A 19,045-nucleotide genomic window follows, 5' to 3' on the forward strand; every position below is an offset into this window, starting at 1 on the left:
AGGCCCGACCGGCGGCGCCGCGAACCCCCTGCGGACGCAGAACGGCCCCGGAGAGCGCGTCCGGGGCCGTTCGGGAAGTCGGTGCGGTCAGGGTGCTGCTCAGGCCTCGCTGCCCGCGACGGGGGTGCCCAGCTTGTGGGTCTCGTCGTGGACGTTGGCCGCGATCTCGCGGAGCTTCTCGCCGTGCTCGCGCGCGTGGTGCGCGCAGAACAGCAGCTCGCCGCCGGTCTGGAGCTCCACACGGAGGTAGGCCTGTGCGCCGCAGCGGTCGCAGCGGTCACCGGCCGTCAGCACGGCCTGGGAGGGTGCGGTGGCAGTGGTCACGTCAGCCTCATTTCTGTTCATCGGTGTCTGGCCCAACGTAGCCAGTGGGGCAAAGATTCCCACTGGCGGTAGATCGAGAACGTGTGCAGTCAATCACGTGGTCACCCTCCCCGCTGGCGTTGTCCTCAACCGTGGACGAGCCGTTGCAGAAGTGAGACCAACAGGTGCTGGGTCGGTGCTGTGGGTGGTGCGGGGGTCGTGCGGGGGTGCGTCGCGGTCCACGCTAGTCCGCGCCGGGTGGCCACGGGGGCAGCGTGCCTCCGTCGCCGTACGGCGTGTCGCGGGTAGTGTCGACTCGTTCCACATCTGTGGTTCGTAGTACCCGATCCAGCAGATTTCACGTACGACAGGACCTCCGTGGCAGCACCGGCAGACAACACCTACAACGCAGCACACCTCCTGGTCCTCGAGGGCCTCGACGCCGTGCGCAAGCGGCCGGGCATGTACATCGGCTCGACCGACACCCGCGGCCTCATGCACTGCCTGTGGGAGATCATCGACAACGGCGTCGACGAGGCCCTGGCCGGCGTCGCACGCCGGGTCGAGGTGACGCTGCACGACGACGGGTCCGTGGAGGTCTTCGACGACGGTCGCGGCATCCCGACCGACAAGGAGCCCAAGACCGGGCTCCCCGGTGTCGAGGTGGTGGCCACCAAGTTGCACGCCGGCGGCAAGTTCGGCGGCGGGTCCTACGTCGCCACCGGCGGCCTGCACGGCGTCGGCCTGTCGGTCGTCAACGCCCTGTCCTCGCGCATGGACATCGACGTCGACCGCTCTCCGAGCCAGCAGGGGCTGTCGTTCCAGCGGGGCGTCCCCGGCGTGTTCGACGGCGAGGGTCCCGGCGCGCCGTTCACCCCGCAGTCCGGCCTCACCCGCAAGGGCAAGCGGGTCGCCAAGGGCAGGACCGGCACGAGGATCCGCTTCTGGCCGGACCGGCAGATCTTCACCAAGGACGCGCGCTTCGAGATGGAGGGCCTGCTCGGCCGGGCCCGCCAGACGTCGTACATCGTGCCGGGGCTCGAGCTGGTCATCCGCGACCAGCGCAGCGAGGAGATGGTCGAGGAGAAGTTCCGCCACGACGGCGGCATCGCCGAGTTCGTCGAGTTCCTCTCCCATGGCGAGCCGGTGACCGACATCCTGCGCCTGCAGGGCACGGACACCTTCACCGAGACCGTCCCGCTGCTCGACGACAAGGGCCACATGACGCCCCAGGAGGTCGAGCGCGAGCTGACGGTCGACGTCGCGGTGCGCTGGGACACCGCCTACGACACTGAGCTGCGCTCCTTCGTCAACGTCATCGCCACGCCCAAGGGCGGCACCCACGTGAGCGGCTTCGAGGCCGCGCTGACCAAGACGTTCAACGACGCCATGCGTGGCGCGAAGGTGCTCAAGGCTGCTGATGCGGACGTCATCAAGGACGACGTCCTCGAGGGCCTCACCGCAGTGGTGACCGTCCGCCTGGCCGAGCCGCAGTTCGAGGGCCAGACCAAGGAGATCCTCGGCACCCCCGCGGCGCGCAGCGTCGTGCGCAAGGTGGTGGCGGGTGAGCTGAAGGCGTTCCTCACCTCCACCAAGCGCGCCGAGAAGGCGCAGGCCAAGCTGCTGATGGAGAAGGTGGCCGGGGCGTCGAAGACCCGCCTCGCCGCGCGCCAGCACAAGGAGAACCAGCGCCGCAAGAACGCCCTCGAGTCCTCGGCGCTCCCCGCGAAGCTCTTCGACTGCCGCAGCTCCGACACCGAGCGCACCGAGCTGTTCATCGTCGAGGGCGACTCGGCCATGGGCACGGCCAAGGCCGCGCGCAGCAGCGAGTTCCAGGCGCTCCTGCCGATCCGCGGCAAGATCCTCAACGTCCAGAAGGCCTCGGTGGGCGACATGCTCAAGAACACCGAGTGCGCCTCGATCATCCAGGTCGTCGGCGCCGGCTCGGGCCGCACGTTCGAGCTCGAGGCGGCGCGCTACGGGCGGATCATCCTGATGGCCGACGCCGACTCCGACGGCGCCCACATCCGGTGCCTGCTCGCGACGCTGTTCTTCAAGTACATGCCCGAGCTCGTGCGGGACGGACGGCTCTACTCGGCGGTCCCGCCACTGCACCGCATCGAGCTGTCCAACCCGAAGAAGGGGATGGACAAGTACATCTACACGTACTCCGACGACGAGCTGCAGCGCAAGCTCGCCGAGCTGAAGAAGAAGAACGTGCGCTGGAAGGACCCGGTGCAGCGCTACAAGGGCCTCGGCGAGATGGATGCCGACCAGCTGGCCGAGACCACCATGGACCCGCGCCACCGCACCCTGCGCAAGCTCACGATCGACGACGTCGACGAGGCCAGCCAGGTCTTCGAGCTCCTGATGGGCTCGGACGTGGCGCCGCGCAAGGAGTTCATCGTCCAGGGCGCCTACGAGGTCGACGTCGACACTCTCGACGCCTGACGACTGGGCGTCTCAGACGTGCTGGGTGAGCAGCCCGCTGTCGACGTCGTAGAGGAAGCCACCGACCTGGGCACGGTCGACGATGAGCGGGTGCGTGCGCACCTTGGCGACGTCCTGGCGCAGCTGGTCGAGCTGGTCGGGCACGACCCCGAACGACTGCCAGCTGGCGTCGGTGCCGGCGGACTCGCCCACCTTGGCGCGCAGCTCCTCCTCCGAGGCCGAGGCCATGGCGCACCTGGTGTGCGGCACGACGAGGATCCGGGACACGTTGAGCAGGTGCACGCCGAGAACCAGCGCCTCGAGCGCCTGCGGCGTCACCCGGCCGCCCGGGTTGCGGAAGATCTTGGCGTCGCCGTGCTTGAGCCCCAGCATCCGCAGCGGGTCGATGCGTGAATCCATGCACGTGACGAGGGCGATGCCGGCATGGGCCTTGCCGTCGAAGCCGCCGAGGTCGAAGGAGTCCGCGAACTCGCGGTTGGCCTGCATGAGGTCGGAGAAGTCGTCCACGCCCAGCAGGTTAGCGAACGTCAGGCGTGGCCCGAGAACACGTCTCGCGCGGCCAGTCGCGTGGGCCTGACCTCGCGGAAGACGACGAGCGCCAGCAGGCCCGCCACGACGGCGCAGCCCGCCGCCCCCCAGAACACCGCGTGCTCCTGGGCGATGCCGGCGACGCGCAGCAGGTCGGAGAAGGCCTTGCACTTGCTCTTGCCGTCGCACACCTCCTGCACCGGCGGGATGGCGAGCTGCTCGGAGTAGTAGCGGCGCAGGCCGATCGTGGTCAGCGCCGAGATGCCGATCAGCATCCCGACCATCCGGGACACCACGACGAACGCGCTCGCGACGCCGTGCACGTCGTCGTCGGTGAAGGCGAGGAGCGCGGCGTTGACCGGGGCGAGCGCGAGCCCGAAGCCGAGGCCGCCGGTGATCAGCGCCAGGTTGGCGATGGGCTCCTCGATCGTGGTGAGCCCCCAGCGGGTCATCAGCACGAACCCCGCCGCGGCCATCGCCATCCCGATCGCAGTGACCACACCGGGGGAGAGGAAGCGGATGAGGTAGCCGCCGACGACCGCGCCGACGGGCAGCGCCAGCAGGAAGCGGACGAGCACCAGCGCGGCCGGCAGCTGGTCGTCGGGGTAGACCGTGGTGCGGGCGAAGAGCGGGATGTCGATGAGCGCGGCGATCAGCGCGGCACCGACGAAGAAGCTGACCAGCAGCGCCCCCCACGCCGGCGTACGACGCAGGGCGCCGCGCGGCACGAGCGGGTTGGCAGCCCGGCGCACGTGCCAGGTGAAGGCGGCCGTGGCGACGGCGGCGCCGAGGAGGTACCAGCGGCCGCGGGGCGAGAAGACCTCGATCTTCGGGTCGGCGGTGGCGAAGGCGAGGATCACGCCACCCAGCGCGAGGGCGAGCAGCAGCGCGCCGACGAGGTCGGCCTCGAGCAGGACGCGCACCCAGCCGCGGAGGTCGAGGAGGGGACGTCGCGCGAACCAGCACCAGGCGAGCAGCAGGACGAGCGCCACGACCGTGATGGCACCGATCGGCGTCCACCAACGGCCGTCTCCGGCGTAGGGGATGAAGAGCCGGCCCCAGGTGAGGTCGCGCATCAGTGCCGACGGGCGCAGGAACACCACGAGCGCGCTGGCGAGCGTGGCGAGCAGCAGGACAAGCCCGACGATGTCGGGTCGACGCAGCCGCCGCTCGCGGTCCGCGGCCGGTGACAGGGCGCGCACGCCCGCCGCCAGGACCAGGCCGACCGCGAGGTTGATGGCGAAGATCGCCCGCCAGTCGGCCAGCGCGAGGACGACCGCCCCGAACAGCGGCCCGACGACCGAGCCGATCTCCTGCACCGCCGAGACCACGCCGAGGGGGACACCGCGTCGCTCGACGGGGTAGAGGTCGGCGACGAGCGCGAGGGTGGCCGGGACCAGGCCGCCGCCGCCGACGCCCTGGAGGAAGCGCCCGGCGACGATGCTCGGCATGTCGTAGGCCAGCGTCGTGATCAGCGAGCCGAGCGCGAAGAGCACGAGCGCCATCACGAGCACGGGCACCCGCCCGCGGAGGTCGGCGATGCGGCCGATGAGCGGCAGCATCGCGACGTAGCCGAGGAGGAAGCCGCTGACGATCGGCGCGGCCCGCTGGAGCTGGTCGATCGGCACACCGACGCCGGTCATCATGTCGGGCAGCGCCAGCACGACGACGTAGGTGTCGGCGGCCGCGAACGCGACGGCGACCGCCGCGATGGACAGGAGCAGCCGCGAGGTGCGCGAGACCTGCCCGGTCACGGCCGGGTCGGCGCTCACGGCGCGGTGATCTCCTTCTCGGTCCCGTAGTCGTCGAACTCGACGGTGTAGGTCATCGGGTCGGTGTGGGGGTAGAAGACGCCGGTCATGGTGGCCTTGCGCAGCTCCCCGTCGTCGTTGACCTGCCACTCGACGTCGAAGGAGTCACCCGACGAGGACGGGATCACGGCGTCCATCGCGTCGCCCGGGACCGTCCCGGAGTAGGTGGTGAGGACCTCGGTGTTGTTGTCGCCGCCGCGCACGCTCTCGCCCTCCTCGGGCGACTCGGTGAGGCCGAGCAGCCCGGCGAAGCCGTCCTCCCCGACGAGCTGCGACGGGTCGGGGGCGCCGTACTCCTTGGGGTTGACCTTGTCCCAGGCGCCCATGGTGAAGGGGAGCTGGGCGTAGACCTTGTCGTCGACCGCGATGACCGGGACCTCGGCGGTCTGACCGGCGAAGACCACCGTGATGGAGCCGTCGAAGGCGGGCGCGTCGGTGACGGTGCCCTCGGCCTTGGCGATGCCGGACACGCCCTCGGGCAGCTTGCCGGTGGCCAGGGTCAGGTCGATGCCGCTGGTCTCGGTGAGCTTGGTGGCGGCCTCGGCCAGCACGTCCTCCGGTGCCTTGCCCTCCTCGGCGGCGTCGCTCGAGTCGCCCGAGCAGGCGGCGAAGGTCGGGAGGGCGAGCAGGACCGAGGCGGTGGCGGCGAGACGGCGGTGCGTCCGGGCACGACGAGGCACGCGAGGTGTCATGGCGTCAGCCTTCCACAGGGGCGGGTGCCGCAGCGGCATCCGCGTCGGACCCGGGTCCGGCCACCTGGGCAGCGACGGGGGAGGCCACGGCGTCGATGGGCTGCGGAGCGGGTACGCCGGACCCGTCCCGCCGGCCGTTGGCCTCCGGCAGGTCGATCGGGGCACCGCTGGACGCGGCGGCGCGGGCCGGACCGGGGCCGGCCCAGGCCGCGACGAGGGTGTCCTCGCCCTTGAGGAAGCGGTGGCTGCGGACGCCACCGGTGGCCCGTCCCTTCCCGGGGTACTCGCTGAACGGCGTCACCTTGACCGCGCCCGCCTCCGTGCCCGGCAGGGCGGTGGAGGACCCGGACGCCGTGACGACGACGGCGTCGGCGGGGTCGAACGCACCGAAGAAGGCGACGTGCTCGCCCGCCGTCAGCTTGATGCCGGCCATGCCACCGCCGGAGCGGCCCTGGGGCCGGACGCCGGACGCCGGGAAGTGCAGCAGCTGTGCGTCGGAGGAGATGAAGCAGAGCTCCTCCTCGCCGGTGCGCAGCTCGACGGCACCGACGACCTCGTCGCCGTCCTTGAGGCCGATCACCTCCCACTCGTCGCGGCCCAGCACCTCCGGGTTGACCCGCTTGACCACGCCCTGGCGCGTGCCCAGCGCGAGGCCCGGGCCCTCCGTGGGCAGCGCGGTGAGCGCCAGCGCCCGCTCGCCGCCCTCGAGGGAGAGCATCTCGCTGAGCGGGTACCCGCCCTGGAGGTTCGGGTCGTTGGCGGAGTCGGGCAGCTCGGGCATGTCGAGGACGTTGACCTTGACGAGTCGGCCCCGGTTGGTCAGCACGCCGACCTCGCCGCGCGCGGTGGTGCGCACGACGCTCGTCACCACGTCGTGGTTGGCACGGCCCTCGCCCTGGCCGGGGGCGGAGGCGGACGTCGTACGGGCGAGGAGGCCCGTGGACGACAGCAGGGCGAAGCACGGGTCGTCGGCGACCTCGACCGGGGTGGCTGCCGTCACCTGGGTGCCCGCCGAGGCGAGCAGGACGGTCCGCCGCGGGGTGCCGTGCTCCTTGGCGACGTCGGTCAGCTCGTCGGAGACGACCTTCCGGAGCAGCTTCTCGTCCGCGAGGATGCTGTCGAGGTACTCGATCGTGGCCTCGAGCTCGCCCTTCTCCTTCTCGAGCTCCAGCTTGGAGAACTTCGTGAGCCGGCGCAGCGGCATGTCGAGGATGTAGTCGGCCTGGACCTCGGACAGGTCGAAGACCGAGATCAGGCGCTCCTTCGCCGCGGCGGCGTTGTCGGAGGTGCGGATCACCTGGATGACCTCGTCGATGTCGAGGATCGCGATGAGCAGTCCGTCGACGAGGTGGAGCCGGTCCGCAGCCTTGGTGCGGCGGAACGACGAGCGGCGGCGTACGACCTCGAAGCGGTGGCCGAGGAAGACCTCGAGCATCTGCTTGAGGCCCAGCGTGCGCGGCTGCCCGTCGACCAGGGCCACGGCGTTGATGCCGAAGGAGTCCTCCAGCGCCGTCTGGCGGTAGAGCTGCTCGAGGATCGCCTCGGGGACGAAGCCGTTCTTGACCTCGATGACCAGCCGGAGGCCGTGGTGGCGGTCACCGAGCTGCTTGATGTCGGCGATGCCCTGGAGCTTCTTGGAGAGCACGAGCTTCTTGATCTGCTCGACCACGCGCTCCTCGCCGACGCCGTAGGGGAGCTCGGTCACCACGATGCCCTTGCGCCGCGGCGTCACCGCCTCGATCCGGGCGGTGGCGCGCATCTTGAAGGTGCCGCGACCCGACTCGTAGCCGTCGCGGACGCCGTCGAGGCCGACGATCTTGCCCCCGGTCGGCAGGTCCGGCCCCGGGATGAAGCGCATCAGGTCGTCGAGGGTCGCCTTCGGGTGGGTGATCAGGTGCTTGAGCGCCTGGACCACCTCGACGAGGTTGTGCGGCGCGATGTTGGTGGCCATGCCGACCGCGATGCCGGCGGAGCCGTTGACCAGCAGGTGCGGGATGGCCGCCGGCAGCACGACCGGCTCCATCTCGCGCGAGTCGTAGTTGGGCTTGAAGTCGACGGTGTCCTCGTGGATCGACGTCGTCATCGCGACCGCCGCGGGCGCCATCCGGCACTCCGTGTAGCGCATCGCGGCCGGCGGGTCGTCGGGCGAGCCGAAGTTGCCGTGCCCGTCGACGGTCGGCAACCTCATCGACCACGGCTGGGCCATCCGGACGAGCGCGTCGTAGATCGCGCCGTCACCGTGCGGGTGCAGCCGGCCCATCACCTCGCCGACGACGCGGGCGCTCTTGACGTGCCCGCGGTCGGGGCGCAGCGACATGTCGTCCATCGTGTAGAGGATCCGGCGCTGGACCGGCTTCAGGCCGTCGCGGGCGTCGGGCAGGGCCCGGGAGTAGATGACCGAGTAGGCGTACTCCAGGAACGACGACTGCATCTCGTCACGGATGTCGGTGTCGAGGATGTGCTCCTCGAAGTCGTCCGGGAGGGGCTGCTTCGTCGTACGTCGTGCCATGCGGGCCATTGTCCCCGCTCGCCCCTGCGCCGAGGTCGGGGCACGCCGAGCGGGCCTTGGTGGTTCGTTCGGCGGGAGACGGGACGCCCGATAGATTGCAGCCGTGACCGAAGCGGATGAACTGCCGACCGTGCCGCCGCCGCCGCGCCACTGGGAGGCGGACGTCCTGCTGCGCGACGGGCGGACCGCGCACATCCGTCCGATCCAGCCCGAGGACCGTGAGCTGCTGGTCGAGTTCTACAGCCGGGTCTCCGACGAGTCGAAGTACTACCGCTTCTTCTCCCCGATGCCGGAGCTGTCCCAGCGCGACCTGGACCGGTTCACCCGGGTCGACCACCGCGACCGGGTGGCGATGATCCTGCTGGTGGCCGGACAGATGATCGCGGTGGGCCGCTACGACACGATCCGGCCCGGCTACGCCGAGGTCGCCTTCCTCGTGGAGGACAAGCACCAGGGCCGCGGCATCGGACAGCTCCTGCTGGAGCACCTCGCGCAGGCCGGGCGCGAGCGCGGCATCGAGGAGTTCGTCGCGGAGGTGCTCCCCGACAACAAGGCCATGATCCACACGTTCAAGGACGCCGGCTACCAGGTGAAGAGCGCGTTCGAGGACGGCGTGATGGAGCTGGTGTTCCGGATCGACCCCACCGACACCGCCATCGGCGTGATGGAGCAGCGCGAGCACCGCGCCGAGTACGCCTCGATCGAGCGCTTCCTGTCGCCGAGGTCCGTCGCGGTCATCGGTGCCAGCCGCCGCCAGGACACCATCGGCCACCTGCTGGTGCGCAACCTGGTGCTGGGCGACTTCACCGGCCGGGTCCACGTGGTCAACCCCAGCGCCGACGCCGTCGGCGGCATGCCGGCGTGGAAGTCGGTGGCCGAGATCCCCGGCGACGTCGACGTGGCGATCGTCGCGGTGCCCGCCGAGGCGGTCCAGGACGTCGTGCTCGACTGCGCGGCCAAGGGCGTCCACGGCCTCGTGGTGATCTCCTCCGGCTTCGCCGAGACGGGGGAGGAGGGGCGGATGCGCCAGCGCCGCCTCGTCGGACTGTCCCGCTCCTACGGCTTGCGCCTCATCGGCCCCAATGCTCTCGGCGTGATCAACACCGACCCCGACGTGTCCATCAACGCCTCGCTGTCGTCGGTGATGCCGCCACGCGGCCGCGCCGGCTTCTTCTGCCAGTCCGGCGCGCTGGGCTCCGCGATCCTGGAGAAGGTCCAGAACCGCGGCCTCGGCCTGACCACCTTCGTCAGCGCCGGCAACCGCGCCGACGTCTCGGGCAACGACCTCCTCCAGTACTGGGAGGAGGACGACGCGACCGAGGTCGTGCTGCTCTACCTCGAGTCGATCGGCAACCCGCGCAAGTTCTCCCGCATCTGCCGTCGGGTCAGCCGCCGCAAGCCGATTGTCGCCGTGCGGTCCGGGCGCTCCTCCCAAGGTGTCCCGATGGGCCACGCGGTCCGCAAGATCGGCGCCCCGCCGGAGGCCGTCGACGCGATGTTCCGCCAGGCCGGCATCATCCAGGTCGAGTCGCTGGAGGAGATGTTCGACGTCGCCCAGCTGCTCGCCCACCAGCCGCTGCCGCGCGGGCGCCGCGTCGCGATCGTCGGCAACTCCGACGCGCTCGGCCTGCTGGCCGCCGACGCCGCGAACTCGGTGGGCCTGGTCGTCAACAAGCAGGTCGCGCTCGGCGCGGACGCCACGGCCGAGGACTTCGAGGACGCCCTCGACGGGGCGATCGACGACCCCGAGGTCGACGCGGTGGTCGCCATCTTCATCCCGCCCCTGAACGTCGCCGGCGCGCGCGAGGACGTCGCCAACGTGCTCGCCGCGGTCGGTGAGCAGTCCGACAAGCCGATCGTCTCGACGTTCCTCGGCACCGAGGGCGTCCCCGAGCTGCTGCGGGTGCCCGACGTGGCCGGCTCCAGCGCCGGCCGCGGGTCCGTGCCGTCGTACCCCGCCGTGGAGGCCGCCGTGCGCGCCCTGGCCCACGTGGTGGAGTACGCCGTGTGGCTCCGCTTCCCGCAGGCCGCACCGCTCGAGCCGTCGTCGTCGGAGCGCGACAAGGCCCGGCACCTCGTCAACGAGCTGCTGATGCGCCACCCCGAGGGCCGCGACCTCGACTTCGACGAGCAGCACCGGCTGCTCGGCGCCTACGGCATCGACCTGTGGGACACCTATGCCGTGGCGTCGCTCGACGAGGCCGTCGCCGCAGGGGAGACCCTCGGCTGGGACGTGGTGCTCAAGGCGACGGCCGACCACCTCCGCGACCGCCCCGACCTCGCCCACGTCTGGCGCAACATCGACGGCGCCGGGGACATGAAGGACGCCTGGAGCTCGCTCAACCACGTGATCACCGACCCCGACAACGCCGGCTTCGTCGTGCAGCGCAATGCCCCTCCCGGCGTCCCGCTGACGATCAGCACCATGGAGGACCCGCTCTTCGGGCCGGTGATCTCCTTCGGCGTCAGCGGTCCGCTGACCGAGCTGCTGGGGGACCGGTCCTACCGCATCCCGCCGCTGGCCGAGCACGACGCGCAGGACATGGTCCGCGAGATCCGCGCCTCGCCGCTGCTCTTCGGCTACCGCGGCAGCGAGATCGTCGACGTCGAGGAGGTCGAGCGGCTCGTGAGGCAGGTGGCCCAGCTCCAGCACGACCTGCCGCAGGTGCGCGCGCTGCAGCTCCCGCTGGTGCTCGCGGGCGCAGAGGGCGCGACGGTCCTCGGCGCCACGGTGCGGGTCGAGCCGGTGAAGGACTCGCGCTCCGACTGGTTCGTGCGGCGCCTCAGCACGATGCCGGGGGACACGCTCCCCGACTGACTGGTCCGCCCGACGGGCCCGCGTGACAGACTTCAGCCATGGCCCGCTCCACCCGTGACCTGGACGTCTCCGACGACCTCCGCCGCGAGATCGCCCGCACCGGCTACTACCCCGAGGTCGTCGCCGACGGCGTCTTCTCCGCGGCGGGTGGCGAGGAGGTCGTCTCGTACTTCATCCACCACGAGACGACGTTCGACCACGAGGAGGTACGCCGGCACCTGACGGCGCTGCTCCTCACCCCGACGCGACTGGTGATCGCGCACACCGACGAGCACCCCGGCGACGACCTGCTCCCGGAGCCCTACACGTCGACCACCACCGAGGCGGTCACCCTGACCTCGATCCGGACCGTGGTCGTGACCCGGATGGTCGCCAACCCGACCGCGGGTGTCGCGCCGCCCGCGGAGGCCGTGCTCACGATCGGCTGGGGCGGCGTGGGCCGCCTCGACCTCGAGCCCGCGGTCTGCTCCGACCCCAACTGCGACGCCGACCACGGCTACACCGGCACGCTGGCCGGCGACGACTACACGCTGCGCGTGTCCGCCGCTGCCGAGGGCGCCAGCTCCGTCGCCGGACTGCTGTCCTTCGCCGACGCGCTCTCGGCGCGGACGCGGGGATGAACACCCCACGACGTTCTTCGCCTCCCCCGCTGCGCTCCTCCGTCGAACAACGCCGCGGGGACCCCGTGAACACGGACTTCACGAGTCCCGCCTACGGCGACCGCTCGCTCGCCGACGTCGTGCCCGCGGTGGCCCGTGCGCTGGGCGCGGACCTCGACGGCCACCCGGGCGGCCTCGACCTGCCGCCGGCACCGGCGTACGTCGTCTTCCTCGTGGACGGCCTCGGAGCCGAGCTGCTCGCCCGGCACGGCCACGTCGCGCCCTACCTCTCCTCGCTGGTGGCAGACGGCTCGACCGGCACCGCCGGCGTCCCGTCGACCACCGCGACGTCCCTCACCTCGCTGGGCACCGGGCTGGTGCCGGGTGCGCACGGCCTGGTCGGCTTCACCGCGCGCATCCCGGGCACCGACCGCCTGCTCAACCACCTGTGGTGGGACAAGCACGTCGACCCGCTGGAGTGGCAGCCGCACCCGACGGCCTTCGGCCGGCTCGCGCACGCCGGGGTGCACGTCACCTCGGTGAACAAGCGCGACTTCGACGGCACCGGGCTGACCGTCGCCTCGCAGCGTGGGGCGACCTACGTCGGGGCCGACCGCGTCGGCGAGCGGATCGCTGCAGCCGTCAGCGCCTCGGCACACCAGCCGTCGCTGACCTACGTCTACGACTCCGACCTCGACTGGACCGGGCACAAGTTCGGGGTGGCCTCGACGCAGTGGCTGCAGCAGCTGGCGATGGTCGACCACCAGGCCGAGCAGCTGCGCGAGGCGCTGCCCTCCTCCACGCGGCTGCTCGTCGTCGCCGACCACGGCATGGTCGACAGCCCGCCGGAGGCGCGGGTCGACGTCGACGAGACCGACGGGCTCCGCGACGGGGTGGGCCTGTTGGGCGGCGAGGCCCGGTTCCGCCACCTCTACTGCGCCGCGGGTGCGGTCCCCGACGTGGTCGAGACCTGGCGCGGGACGCTGGGTGACCGGGCGACGGTGCTGACCCGCGAGGAGGCGGTCGGCGAGGGCTGGTTCGGCGCGGTCGCGCCGGCCGTGCTGCCCCGGTTGGGCGACGTCATGGTCGCCTGCCACGGCGACACCGCGGTGGTCTCGACCCGCGACTTCCCCTACGAGAACACGCTCGTCGGGCTGCACGGCTCGCTCACCTCGACCGAGATGCTGATCCCCATCCTGGTGGGATGAGGCTCGTCGGCCGAGCGCCCGGCGTGCCGATCAGCCGAACGGCAGCGGCTCGGGCGCGAGGCTGACGGCCTTGGCGCGCGCGGCTGTCAGCCGGCGCCGGTGGTGCTGGCGGCAGAGGACCTCGTAGGCCACGTCGGCCGGCGGCTCGTCGACCAGGTCGACGTCGCCCACCACGATCACCTCGCCCTCGACGACCATCGCGCCGTTCTCGGTGCGGGCGTTGTGGGTCGCACGCTTGCCGCACCAGCACAGCGCCTCGACCTGCAGCACGTTCATCCGGTCGGCGAGCTCGACGAGCCGGGCGCTTCCGGGGAACATGACGGTGCGGAAGTCGGTGAGGATCCCGAAGGCGAACACGTCGATCTGCAGCTCGTCGACGACCTTGGCGAGCTGGTCGATCTGCGCGGCGGAGTAGAACTGGGCCTCGTCGCAGATCAGGTAGTCGATCCGGCCGCCGCGGGTGAGCGTGTCGACGACGTAGGCCCAGAAGTCGAACTCGGCGTCCACCTCGAGCGCGTCGTGGGTCAGCCCGAGCCGGCTGGAGAGCACCGCGGCGCCCGCCCGGTCGTGGGTCGTGAAGATGCGACCGACGCGTCCTCGGGCGGCGTGGTTGTGGTTGGTCTGGAGCGCCAGCGTCGACTTGCCGGAGTCCATCGTGCCGGTGAAGAAGTGCAGTTCAGCCATGTCGCGGTGATCCTGTCACAGCCCGGCCGGCCCGGGCGTCAGGACACCGCCGCCGACGAGCTGCCGGCCGACGACTGCCGGCGGTTGAGCTCGACGTACGCCACCCAGAGCAGGAAGCAGCCCAGGGACACGTCGACGTCCACCGTCGTCTGCAGCCGCGTCCGGGTCGTGAAGATGCCGGACCGGCCCACCTCGCCGATGGGGGTGCCTGCGCGCCTGACGACGAGCCGCGTCCCGAAGAAGCCGGCGCTCGCGACCTCGAGCTGGTCCCCGGCTGCGTCCACGGTCCACGTCGTGGTGAACAGCCCCGAGCGCCGCGCGGAGAGCCGGGTGACCCCGTCGACCTCGGCCACCAGCGCGCTGCGGGTCCAGCCGCCCTCGGCCCGGTAGTGCCAGAGCTCGGGACCGATCTGGACCTCGGCACGCTGGCGCAGCCACGACCGCTCGGCGTGTGCCACCTCTGTCCCGTCCACGACGATGACGTCGCCGCGTGCCCAGTCGAAGTCCATGCGGGCAGCCTGCCACGCCGTGGGAGGGTGGCTCCATGACCGACGGGCCCCTGATCAGTCCCGACGAGCTCGCGGCCGTCCTGGCCGACGTCACCGTCCTCGACGTGCGCTACCTGATGGGCGGGCCGCCCGGGCGCGACCTGCACGCGGCCGGCCACGTCCCGGGAGCGGCGTACGTCGACCTGGACGAGGACCTCGCCGACCCGCCGGGCGCCGGCGGCCGGCACCCGCTGCCCGACGAGCGGCACTTCGAGGCCGCGATGCGACGCGTCGGCGTGCGCGGCGACCGACCCGTCGTGGTGTACGACGACTGGCAGGGGCGTGCGGCCGCCCGCGCCTGGTGGCTGCTGAGGCACCACGGGCACCCCGACGTGCGGGTCCTTGACGGCGGCTGGACGGCCTGGCGGGAGGACGGCCACCCGGTCGAGGCGGGGGAGCGCGCCGTCCAGCCCGGCGACTTCACCGTCGCCGCCGAGAAGCAGCTGCCGGTCGTCGAGGCCGACGCCGTGCTCGACGTCGACGTGCTCATCGACGCCCGCGCGGGCGAGCGCTTCCGCGGCGAGACCGAGCCCGTGGACCCGGTGGCCGGGCACATCCCCGGCGCGGTCAACGTGCCCACCACCGACAACCTCGACGAGCGTGGCCGGTTCCGGTCGCCGGCGGAGCTGCGGGAGGTCTATGCGGCCGTCGGCGTCGGCGCGGGCGGCACGGTCGCGGCGTACTGCGGCTCCGGGGTCACGGCCGCGCACGACCTCGTGGCCCTCGCTGCGGCCGGGTTCGACGACGCGGCCCTCTACCCCGGCAGCTGGAGCGGCTGGACCACCGACCCCGACCGGCCGGTCGAGACGGGCTGACCGCAGGGCGCGTCAGGTCGCGGAGACCTCGTCACCCACGCTGACCCGGCCCTCGTCCAGGGGCAGCAGGTGCAGGGCGAACTTCGTCTTGCCCTCCACGAGGCGGTGGCGCGCCATGGTGCGGACCGGCTCCTTGCCGGTGGTCAGCGAGACGGGGTCGATCGTCGTCATCACGCACCGGCTGACCGGCTTGGCGACCGTGAACCGCACGGAGCCGATCCGCACCTCGCGCCAGTGGTCCTCCGCGAACGGCTCCTCGCCGTCGACCACCAGGTTGGCGCGGAAGCGCTCGACGGCCAGCGGCTCGGGCGGCTCCTCGCCGGTCTCGAGCGCGCGCTCCACCATCCAGTCGTGGAGCCGGCGCACCGAGGCCAGGGACACGACGGTCACCGGGAAGGCGTCGGCGAACGCGGTGTGGTCGTCCGGCGCGGAGAAGCCGGACTGGAGGTTGCGAGCACCCGGGTCGTGGCACCAGACGAGGGTCAGGTCGTCGCGGCGGAACGCCCGGCCTACCCATTCCTGTGCCGTCCCGGCCGCCGGCACCGCCTTGAGGTCGAGGGAGAACAGCTGCACCGGCACCGGCTCGCCGTCGGGCAGCGCCACGGACAGGTCGTCCATGCCCGGGGCACGCAGCCGCAGCGCCGACTCGACGGACGGGTCGGTCGCCGGTGTGTCGGCGACGACGTGGAAGGTCGCGTGCAGCTCACGCGCCGACACCAGCCGCCCGGTGCCGTCCACGAGCATCCACGTGCGGTCGTCGCGCAAGCCTCCGCGCAGCACGTCTGCAGCGACGAGCGGGCGGATCGCGCCGGACTTGAGGGGGTGGACGTTGACCTGGACCAGGCGCACGTCAGTCGCCCTTGCCGCCGCCGAACATGATCTCGTCCCAGCTCGGCACCGAGGCGCGGCCGCGCTTCTTGCGTGCCTTGGGCTCGGGCTCGGCGGGGGGTGCGGTCGGCGACGCGGACTGGTCCTCGGTCGCTGACGTCTCCGCGGGAGCGGCCGACCGCGACTCGTCGGTGGGGTCGGGATCGGCCGAGCGGTCGAGGTAGGCCTCGAGCGACTGCTCGGTCCCCAGCGCGCCCAGCTCGGCCGTGGTCTCGTTGGCCTCGTCGGGGGCGGAGGCGGGCTCGTCGCGGGCGGGCTCCTCGCCGGTGACCATCTCGATGGCGTCCTCGCCGAGCGGCAGCTCCTCACCGGGGGCGGCGTTGCGGCGGCGCATCCGGGCCGCGGCCAGGTCGTCGGCAGCCGGCTCGGGCGGGGCGGCGGCCGGGGCAGTGGGGGAGGCCTCACCGATCAGCCAGCGTGCGTCGTCGTCGTCGACGGTGACGAAGTTGCCGCGGGGGTCGTGGGAGAACGTGGCCGCACCGGTGCGGCCGGCGATGTCGTAGAGACCGGTGAGCGTCCAGCGACCGTCCTCACGCCGCCACGCGTCCCACTCGACGGAGCCGGGGTCGACGTTGTGCGAGCGGAGGTGTGCGCTGACCGCCTCGCCGAGGGTGCGGGCCCCCGACTCGTTGGCGCGGCGGCGCACCGACGACAGCTGGGCGCGCTGGGCGACGTGCGCGCGCTCGGCCAGCACCGGTGCGGCGAACGGCATGATCTTCTCCACCGACGTGCCAGCAGCGTGCGCGACCGACTCGGGCGTCTCGCCGGCGCGGATGCGCGTCTGGATGTCGCGGGGGCGGAGGCTTGATTCCATCGGGATCTCCAACTGGCCGTTGCTTGCGGACACGCCCGACAGGGCGTTGCGGAGCTTGGCATCGATCACCACGAAGTGCTGCTGACCCGACTCGTCGACCAGCATCAGGCGCTTTCCGTCACCGCTGCGTCCGGTGAACGTCAGCTTGGCCATGGGCGGCGCGCTCCTGACTGCTTCCTGGCTCGGTGCGGGATGGGGCATGGGCTGTGTCTGACTACGTTCTGGGCTGGGTCGGGTGTGGTGCCGTCGATGCGCTCGGCATGCGTTCCGGCGAGCCTACGCCAGCGTGCGGCCCCGGCTCGTGAGGCGTGCGGCGCGCCTGCGAAAGGTGTGTCCGGAGCATCACACCAGGCGGTGGTGGGACGGGTTGGCTGCCAGCCGGCCGGGGGCCCTAGCCTCGGGGGGTGCCAACCACGGAGTACGCCACGACGCTCGTCGTGCTCGACCTCGTCGGCATCTTCGTCTTCGCGGTCACCGGGGCCCTGGTCGCGGTGCGCAAGCACCTGGACCTCTTCGCCGCCCTCGTGCTCGGCGGCGTGACGGGTCTCGGTGGCGGGTTCATCCGCGACGTGCTCATCGGCGCCACCCCGCCGGCCGCGCTCGCGGACTGGCGCTACCTCATCGTGCCGGTCGCAGCGGGTCTGGTGACGTTCGCCTTCCACCCGGTCGTGGGCCGGCTCGAGCGGGTCGTGACCCTGTTCGACGCCTTCGGGCTGGCACTGTTCTGCGTCACCGGGGCGCTCAAGGCGGTCGACTACGGCGTCGGCCCGGTGCCGGCGGCCCTGATGGGCATGGTCACGGCCATCGGTGGCGGCATGATCCGCGACGTGCTCGCCGGTCGGGTCCCGGTCGTCTTCGAGGGCGCGCTGTACGCCACTCCGGCGCTGGCCGGCGCAGCGGTCGCGGTCGTCCTCGACCGGGTCGGCCTGCCGCTGGGTGTCGTGGCGGCCGCGGGCTTCGGCACGTGCCTCGGCTGGCGGCTGCTCGCGTTGGTCCGCGGGTGGCAGGCGCCGATGCCCAAGGGGCCGGCCAACGTCTGAGGACGGTCAGTCGCCGAGCACCTGGCGCAGGTGGGCGTTGGCGAAGACCCGGTCCGGGTCGAGGCGGTCGCGCATCGCGAGGAAGTCACCGAAGCGCGGGTAGACCGGCGCGAGGTCGGCAGCGGTGCGGGTGTGCACCTTGCCCCAGTGCGGTCGACCGCCCGCCTCGCGCAGGACCGGCTCGAGACCACCGAAGTACGCCGTGTGGTCGGTGTCCATCGGCACGTGGAACGCGAGGTAGAAGCTCTCGCGGCCGCTCGCTGTCGACAGCGGGATGTCGTCGGGCCGCGCGGTGCGGATCTCGACGGGGAAGGCGATCCTCCAGTCGCTCGCGTCGATCACCCGGCGGCACTCGCGGAGGACGTCGAGGCCCACCTCGCGCGGGACGGCGTACTCCATCTCGCGGAAGCGGACGCGGCGCGGCGTGACGAAGACGCGGTGCGCCAGGTCGCTGTAGCGGCGCTCGGACAACGCGCGTCCGGCGATCCGGTTGATCCGGGGGACGAGGTCGGGGGCGCGCGAGCCGACGCGGCAGAGCGCTCCGAACACGGTGTTGGACACCAGCTCGTCCTCCCACCAGGCGGCGAGGCGTGACGGCGGCTCCTGCTCGCCGACCTCGAGGTCCGTGCGGACGTTCTGCTTGACCATCATCGCGTCGGTGTGGGGGAACCAGTACATGTCGACGTGGTGGGACGCAGCGGTCATCTCGTCGTAGGAGTCGATGGCCTCGTCCCAGCCCATCGGCTGCTCGTGGGCCTCGATGACGAAGAGCGGCTCGACGTGGAAGGTCACGCTCGTCAGCACGCCGAGGGCGCCCAGGCCGACGCGCGCCACCTCGAAGACGTCGGCGTTCTCCCGGGCCGAGGCACGCACGACCTCCCCGGTGCCGGTGACCAGCTCGAGCCCGGCGAGCTGGGCGGCGAGCCCGGCCGCGACGCCGCCGGTGCCGTGGGTCCCGGTCGACGTCGCCCCGGCGAGTGTCTGCTCGGCGATGTCGCCCATGTTGTGCAGCGACAGCCCGAGCCGCTCGAGCGCCAGGTTGAGCTCCTTCAGCGGGGTGCCCGCGCGGGCCGTGACGGTCATCGCCTCGCGGTCGACCTCGAGGATCCCGGACAGCTGCTCGGGCCGCATCAGGGTGTGCTCGGGAGCCGCGATGGCGGTGAAGCTGTGGCCGGTCCCCGTCATCTTCACGGTGGTGCCCTGCTCGCGCGCCCGGCGTACGGCATCCACGACGGCGGAGACCGACGACGGGGTCAGCACCTGCTGGGGGCGGGCCTCCACGAGACCGGACCAGTTGCGCCAGAGCGTGCCGTCGGTGGGCGTCGTCATGGCGGGAG

The 19,045-nt window shown here is 72.1% G+C and carries 16 protein-coding genes; 6 read left to right on the forward strand and 10 right to left on the reverse strand.

Annotated elements, in window-relative coordinates; genetic code table 11:
* Positions 1-99: 99 nt before the first annotated feature.
* A complete protein-coding gene (locus ASC64_RS11380; protein WP_200937683.1) occupies positions 100-345 on the reverse strand; it encodes a DUF7455 domain-containing protein in 246 nt (81 codons plus the stop codon).
* Between the two features lie 336 nt (positions 346-681).
* Here ASC64_RS11380 and ASC64_RS11385 point away from each other — a divergent pair, with 336 nt between their 5' ends.
* Positions 682-2,754 (forward strand): DNA gyrase/topoisomerase IV subunit B, encoded by a 2,073-nt coding sequence (locus tag ASC64_RS11385; RefSeq protein WP_056907639.1) that lies wholly within the window; start codon positions 682-684, stop codon positions 2,752-2,754.
* A gap of 12 nt (positions 2,755-2,766) precedes the next feature.
* Here ASC64_RS11385 and ASC64_RS11390 read toward each other — a convergent pair whose 3' ends face one another.
* The 4 genes from ASC64_RS11390 to ASC64_RS11405 are packed head-to-tail and all read right to left on the reverse strand — an operon-like array spanning position 2,767 to position 8,294.
* Positions 2,767-3,261 (reverse strand): beta-class carbonic anhydrase, encoded by a 495-nt coding sequence (locus ASC64_RS11390; protein ID WP_235563684.1) that lies wholly within the window; start codon positions 3,259-3,261, stop codon positions 2,767-2,769.
* A gap of 20 nt (positions 3,262-3,281) precedes the next feature.
* Positions 3,282-5,054, reverse strand: a complete 1,773-nt coding sequence (locus ASC64_RS11395) for an MFS transporter (RefSeq protein ID WP_156385147.1) — start codon at positions 5,052-5,054, stop codon at positions 3,282-3,284.
* Complete coding sequence (locus tag ASC64_RS11400; RefSeq protein ID WP_162245797.1) at positions 5,051-5,785, reverse strand: LppX_LprAFG lipoprotein; 735 nt, start codon at positions 5,783-5,785, stop codon at positions 5,051-5,053. Before ASC64_RS11400 ends, ASC64_RS11395 begins: the two co-directional genes overlap by 4 nt.
* Before the next feature lie 4 nt (positions 5,786-5,789).
* On the reverse strand, positions 5,790-8,294 hold the full coding sequence (locus ASC64_RS11405; RefSeq protein ID WP_056907903.1) for a DNA gyrase/topoisomerase IV subunit A: 2,505 nt from the start codon (positions 8,292-8,294) through the stop codon (positions 5,790-5,792).
* A gap of 103 nt (positions 8,295-8,397) precedes the next feature.
* Between ASC64_RS11405 and ASC64_RS11410 the strand changes: the two genes are divergently transcribed.
* The 3 genes from ASC64_RS11410 (at position 8,398) to ASC64_RS11420 (ending at position 12,919) form a co-directional block, all read left to right on the forward strand.
* The gene (locus tag ASC64_RS11410) at positions 8,398-11,112 is read left to right on the forward strand and encodes a bifunctional acetate--CoA ligase family protein/GNAT family N-acetyltransferase (protein ID WP_082550390.1); all 2,715 of its coding nucleotides are present in this window, start codon (positions 8,398-8,400) and stop codon (positions 11,110-11,112) included.
* A gap of 38 nt (positions 11,113-11,150) precedes the next feature.
* Entirely contained in the window at positions 11,151-11,732 is a 582-nt protein-coding gene (locus tag ASC64_RS11415; protein ID WP_056907642.1) for a DUF5998 family protein, read from the forward strand.
* A 65-nt stretch (positions 11,733-11,797) separates the two neighbouring features.
* The gene (locus ASC64_RS11420) at positions 11,798-12,919 is read left to right on the forward strand and encodes an alkaline phosphatase family protein (RefSeq protein WP_056907643.1); all 1,122 of its coding nucleotides are present in this window, start codon (positions 11,798-11,800) and stop codon (positions 12,917-12,919) included.
* A 30-nt stretch (positions 12,920-12,949) separates the two neighbouring features.
* Here the strand turns inward: ASC64_RS11420 and ASC64_RS11425 are convergent, their stop codons facing one another.
* Positions 12,950-13,603, reverse strand: a complete 654-nt coding sequence (locus ASC64_RS11425) for a thymidine kinase (protein ID WP_056907644.1) — start codon at positions 13,601-13,603, stop codon at positions 12,950-12,952.
* 38 nt (positions 13,604-13,641) lie between these two features.
* Positions 13,642-14,112: a hypothetical protein gene (locus ASC64_RS11430; protein ID WP_056907645.1), complete on the reverse strand. Its 471-nt coding sequence runs from the start codon at positions 14,110-14,112 to the stop codon at positions 13,642-13,644.
* A gap of 35 nt (positions 14,113-14,147) precedes the next feature.
* On the opposite strand from ASC64_RS11430, the gene ASC64_RS11435 reads away from it, so the two are divergent.
* Positions 14,148-14,966, forward strand: a complete 819-nt coding sequence (locus tag ASC64_RS11435) for a sulfurtransferase (protein ID WP_056907646.1) — start codon at positions 14,148-14,150, stop codon at positions 14,964-14,966.
* A 12-nt stretch (positions 14,967-14,978) separates the two neighbouring features.
* Here ASC64_RS11435 and ASC64_RS22345 read toward each other — a convergent pair whose 3' ends face one another.
* Both ASC64_RS22345 and sepH read right to left on the reverse strand, forming a co-directional pair.
* On the reverse strand, positions 14,979-15,815 hold the full coding sequence (locus tag ASC64_RS22345) for an MOSC domain-containing protein (protein WP_056907647.1): 837 nt from the start codon (positions 15,813-15,815) through the stop codon (positions 14,979-14,981).
* A gap of 1 nt (position 15,816) precedes the next feature.
* On the reverse strand, positions 15,817-16,821 hold the full coding sequence (gene sepH / locus ASC64_RS11445) for a septation protein SepH (protein WP_056907648.1): 1,005 nt from the start codon (positions 16,819-16,821) through the stop codon (positions 15,817-15,819).
* A gap of 251 nt (positions 16,822-17,072) precedes the next feature.
* Between sepH and ASC64_RS11450 the strand changes: the two genes are divergently transcribed.
* A complete protein-coding gene (locus ASC64_RS11450) occupies positions 17,073-17,708 on the forward strand; it encodes a trimeric intracellular cation channel family protein (protein ID WP_056907649.1) in 636 nt (211 codons plus the stop codon).
* Positions 17,709-17,714: 6 nt separating this feature from the next.
* Here the strand turns inward: ASC64_RS11450 and ASC64_RS11455 are convergent, their stop codons facing one another.
* The gene (locus ASC64_RS11455) at positions 17,715-19,037 is read right to left on the reverse strand and encodes a D-arabinono-1,4-lactone oxidase (RefSeq protein ID WP_056907650.1); all 1,323 of its coding nucleotides are present in this window, start codon (positions 19,035-19,037) and stop codon (positions 17,715-17,717) included.
* Positions 19,038-19,045: the final 8 nt, after the last annotated feature.

The sequence above is a fragment of the Nocardioides sp. Root122 genome (genome assembly GCF_001425025.1).
Lineage (GTDB): Bacteria > Actinomycetota > Actinomycetes > Propionibacteriales > Nocardioidaceae > Nocardioides.

Excerpts from the sequence above, each read along its gene's own strand:
- ASC64_RS11405 (WP_056907903.1), bottom strand. The coding sequence starts at position 8,294 with ATGGCACGACGTACGACGAAGCAGCCCCTCCCGGACGACTTCGAGGAG.
- ASC64_RS11400 (WP_162245797.1), bottom strand. The coding sequence starts at position 5,785 with ATGACACCTCGCGTGCCTCGTCGTGCCCGGACGCACCGCCGTCTCGCC.
- ASC64_RS11455 (WP_056907650.1), bottom strand. The coding sequence starts at position 19,037 with ATGACGACGCCCACCGACGGCACGCTCTGGCGCAACTGGTCCGGTCTC.
- ASC64_RS11425 (WP_056907644.1), bottom strand. The coding sequence starts at position 13,603 with ATGGCTGAACTGCACTTCTTCACCGGCACGATGGACTCCGGCAAGTCG.
- ASC64_RS11380 (WP_200937683.1), bottom strand. The coding sequence starts at position 345 with ATGAACAGAAATGAGGCTGACGTGACCACTGCCACCGCACCCTCCCAG.
- sepH (WP_056907648.1), bottom strand. The coding sequence starts at position 16,821 with ATGGCCAAGCTGACGTTCACCGGACGCAGCGGTGACGGAAAGCGCCTG.
- ASC64_RS11430 (WP_056907645.1), bottom strand. The coding sequence starts at position 14,112 with ATGGACTTCGACTGGGCACGCGGCGACGTCATCGTCGTGGACGGGACA.
- ASC64_RS11415 (WP_056907642.1), top strand. The coding sequence starts at position 11,151 with ATGGCCCGCTCCACCCGTGACCTGGACGTCTCCGACGACCTCCGCCGC.
- ASC64_RS11435 (WP_056907646.1), top strand. The coding sequence starts at position 14,148 with ATGACCGACGGGCCCCTGATCAGTCCCGACGAGCTCGCGGCCGTCCTG.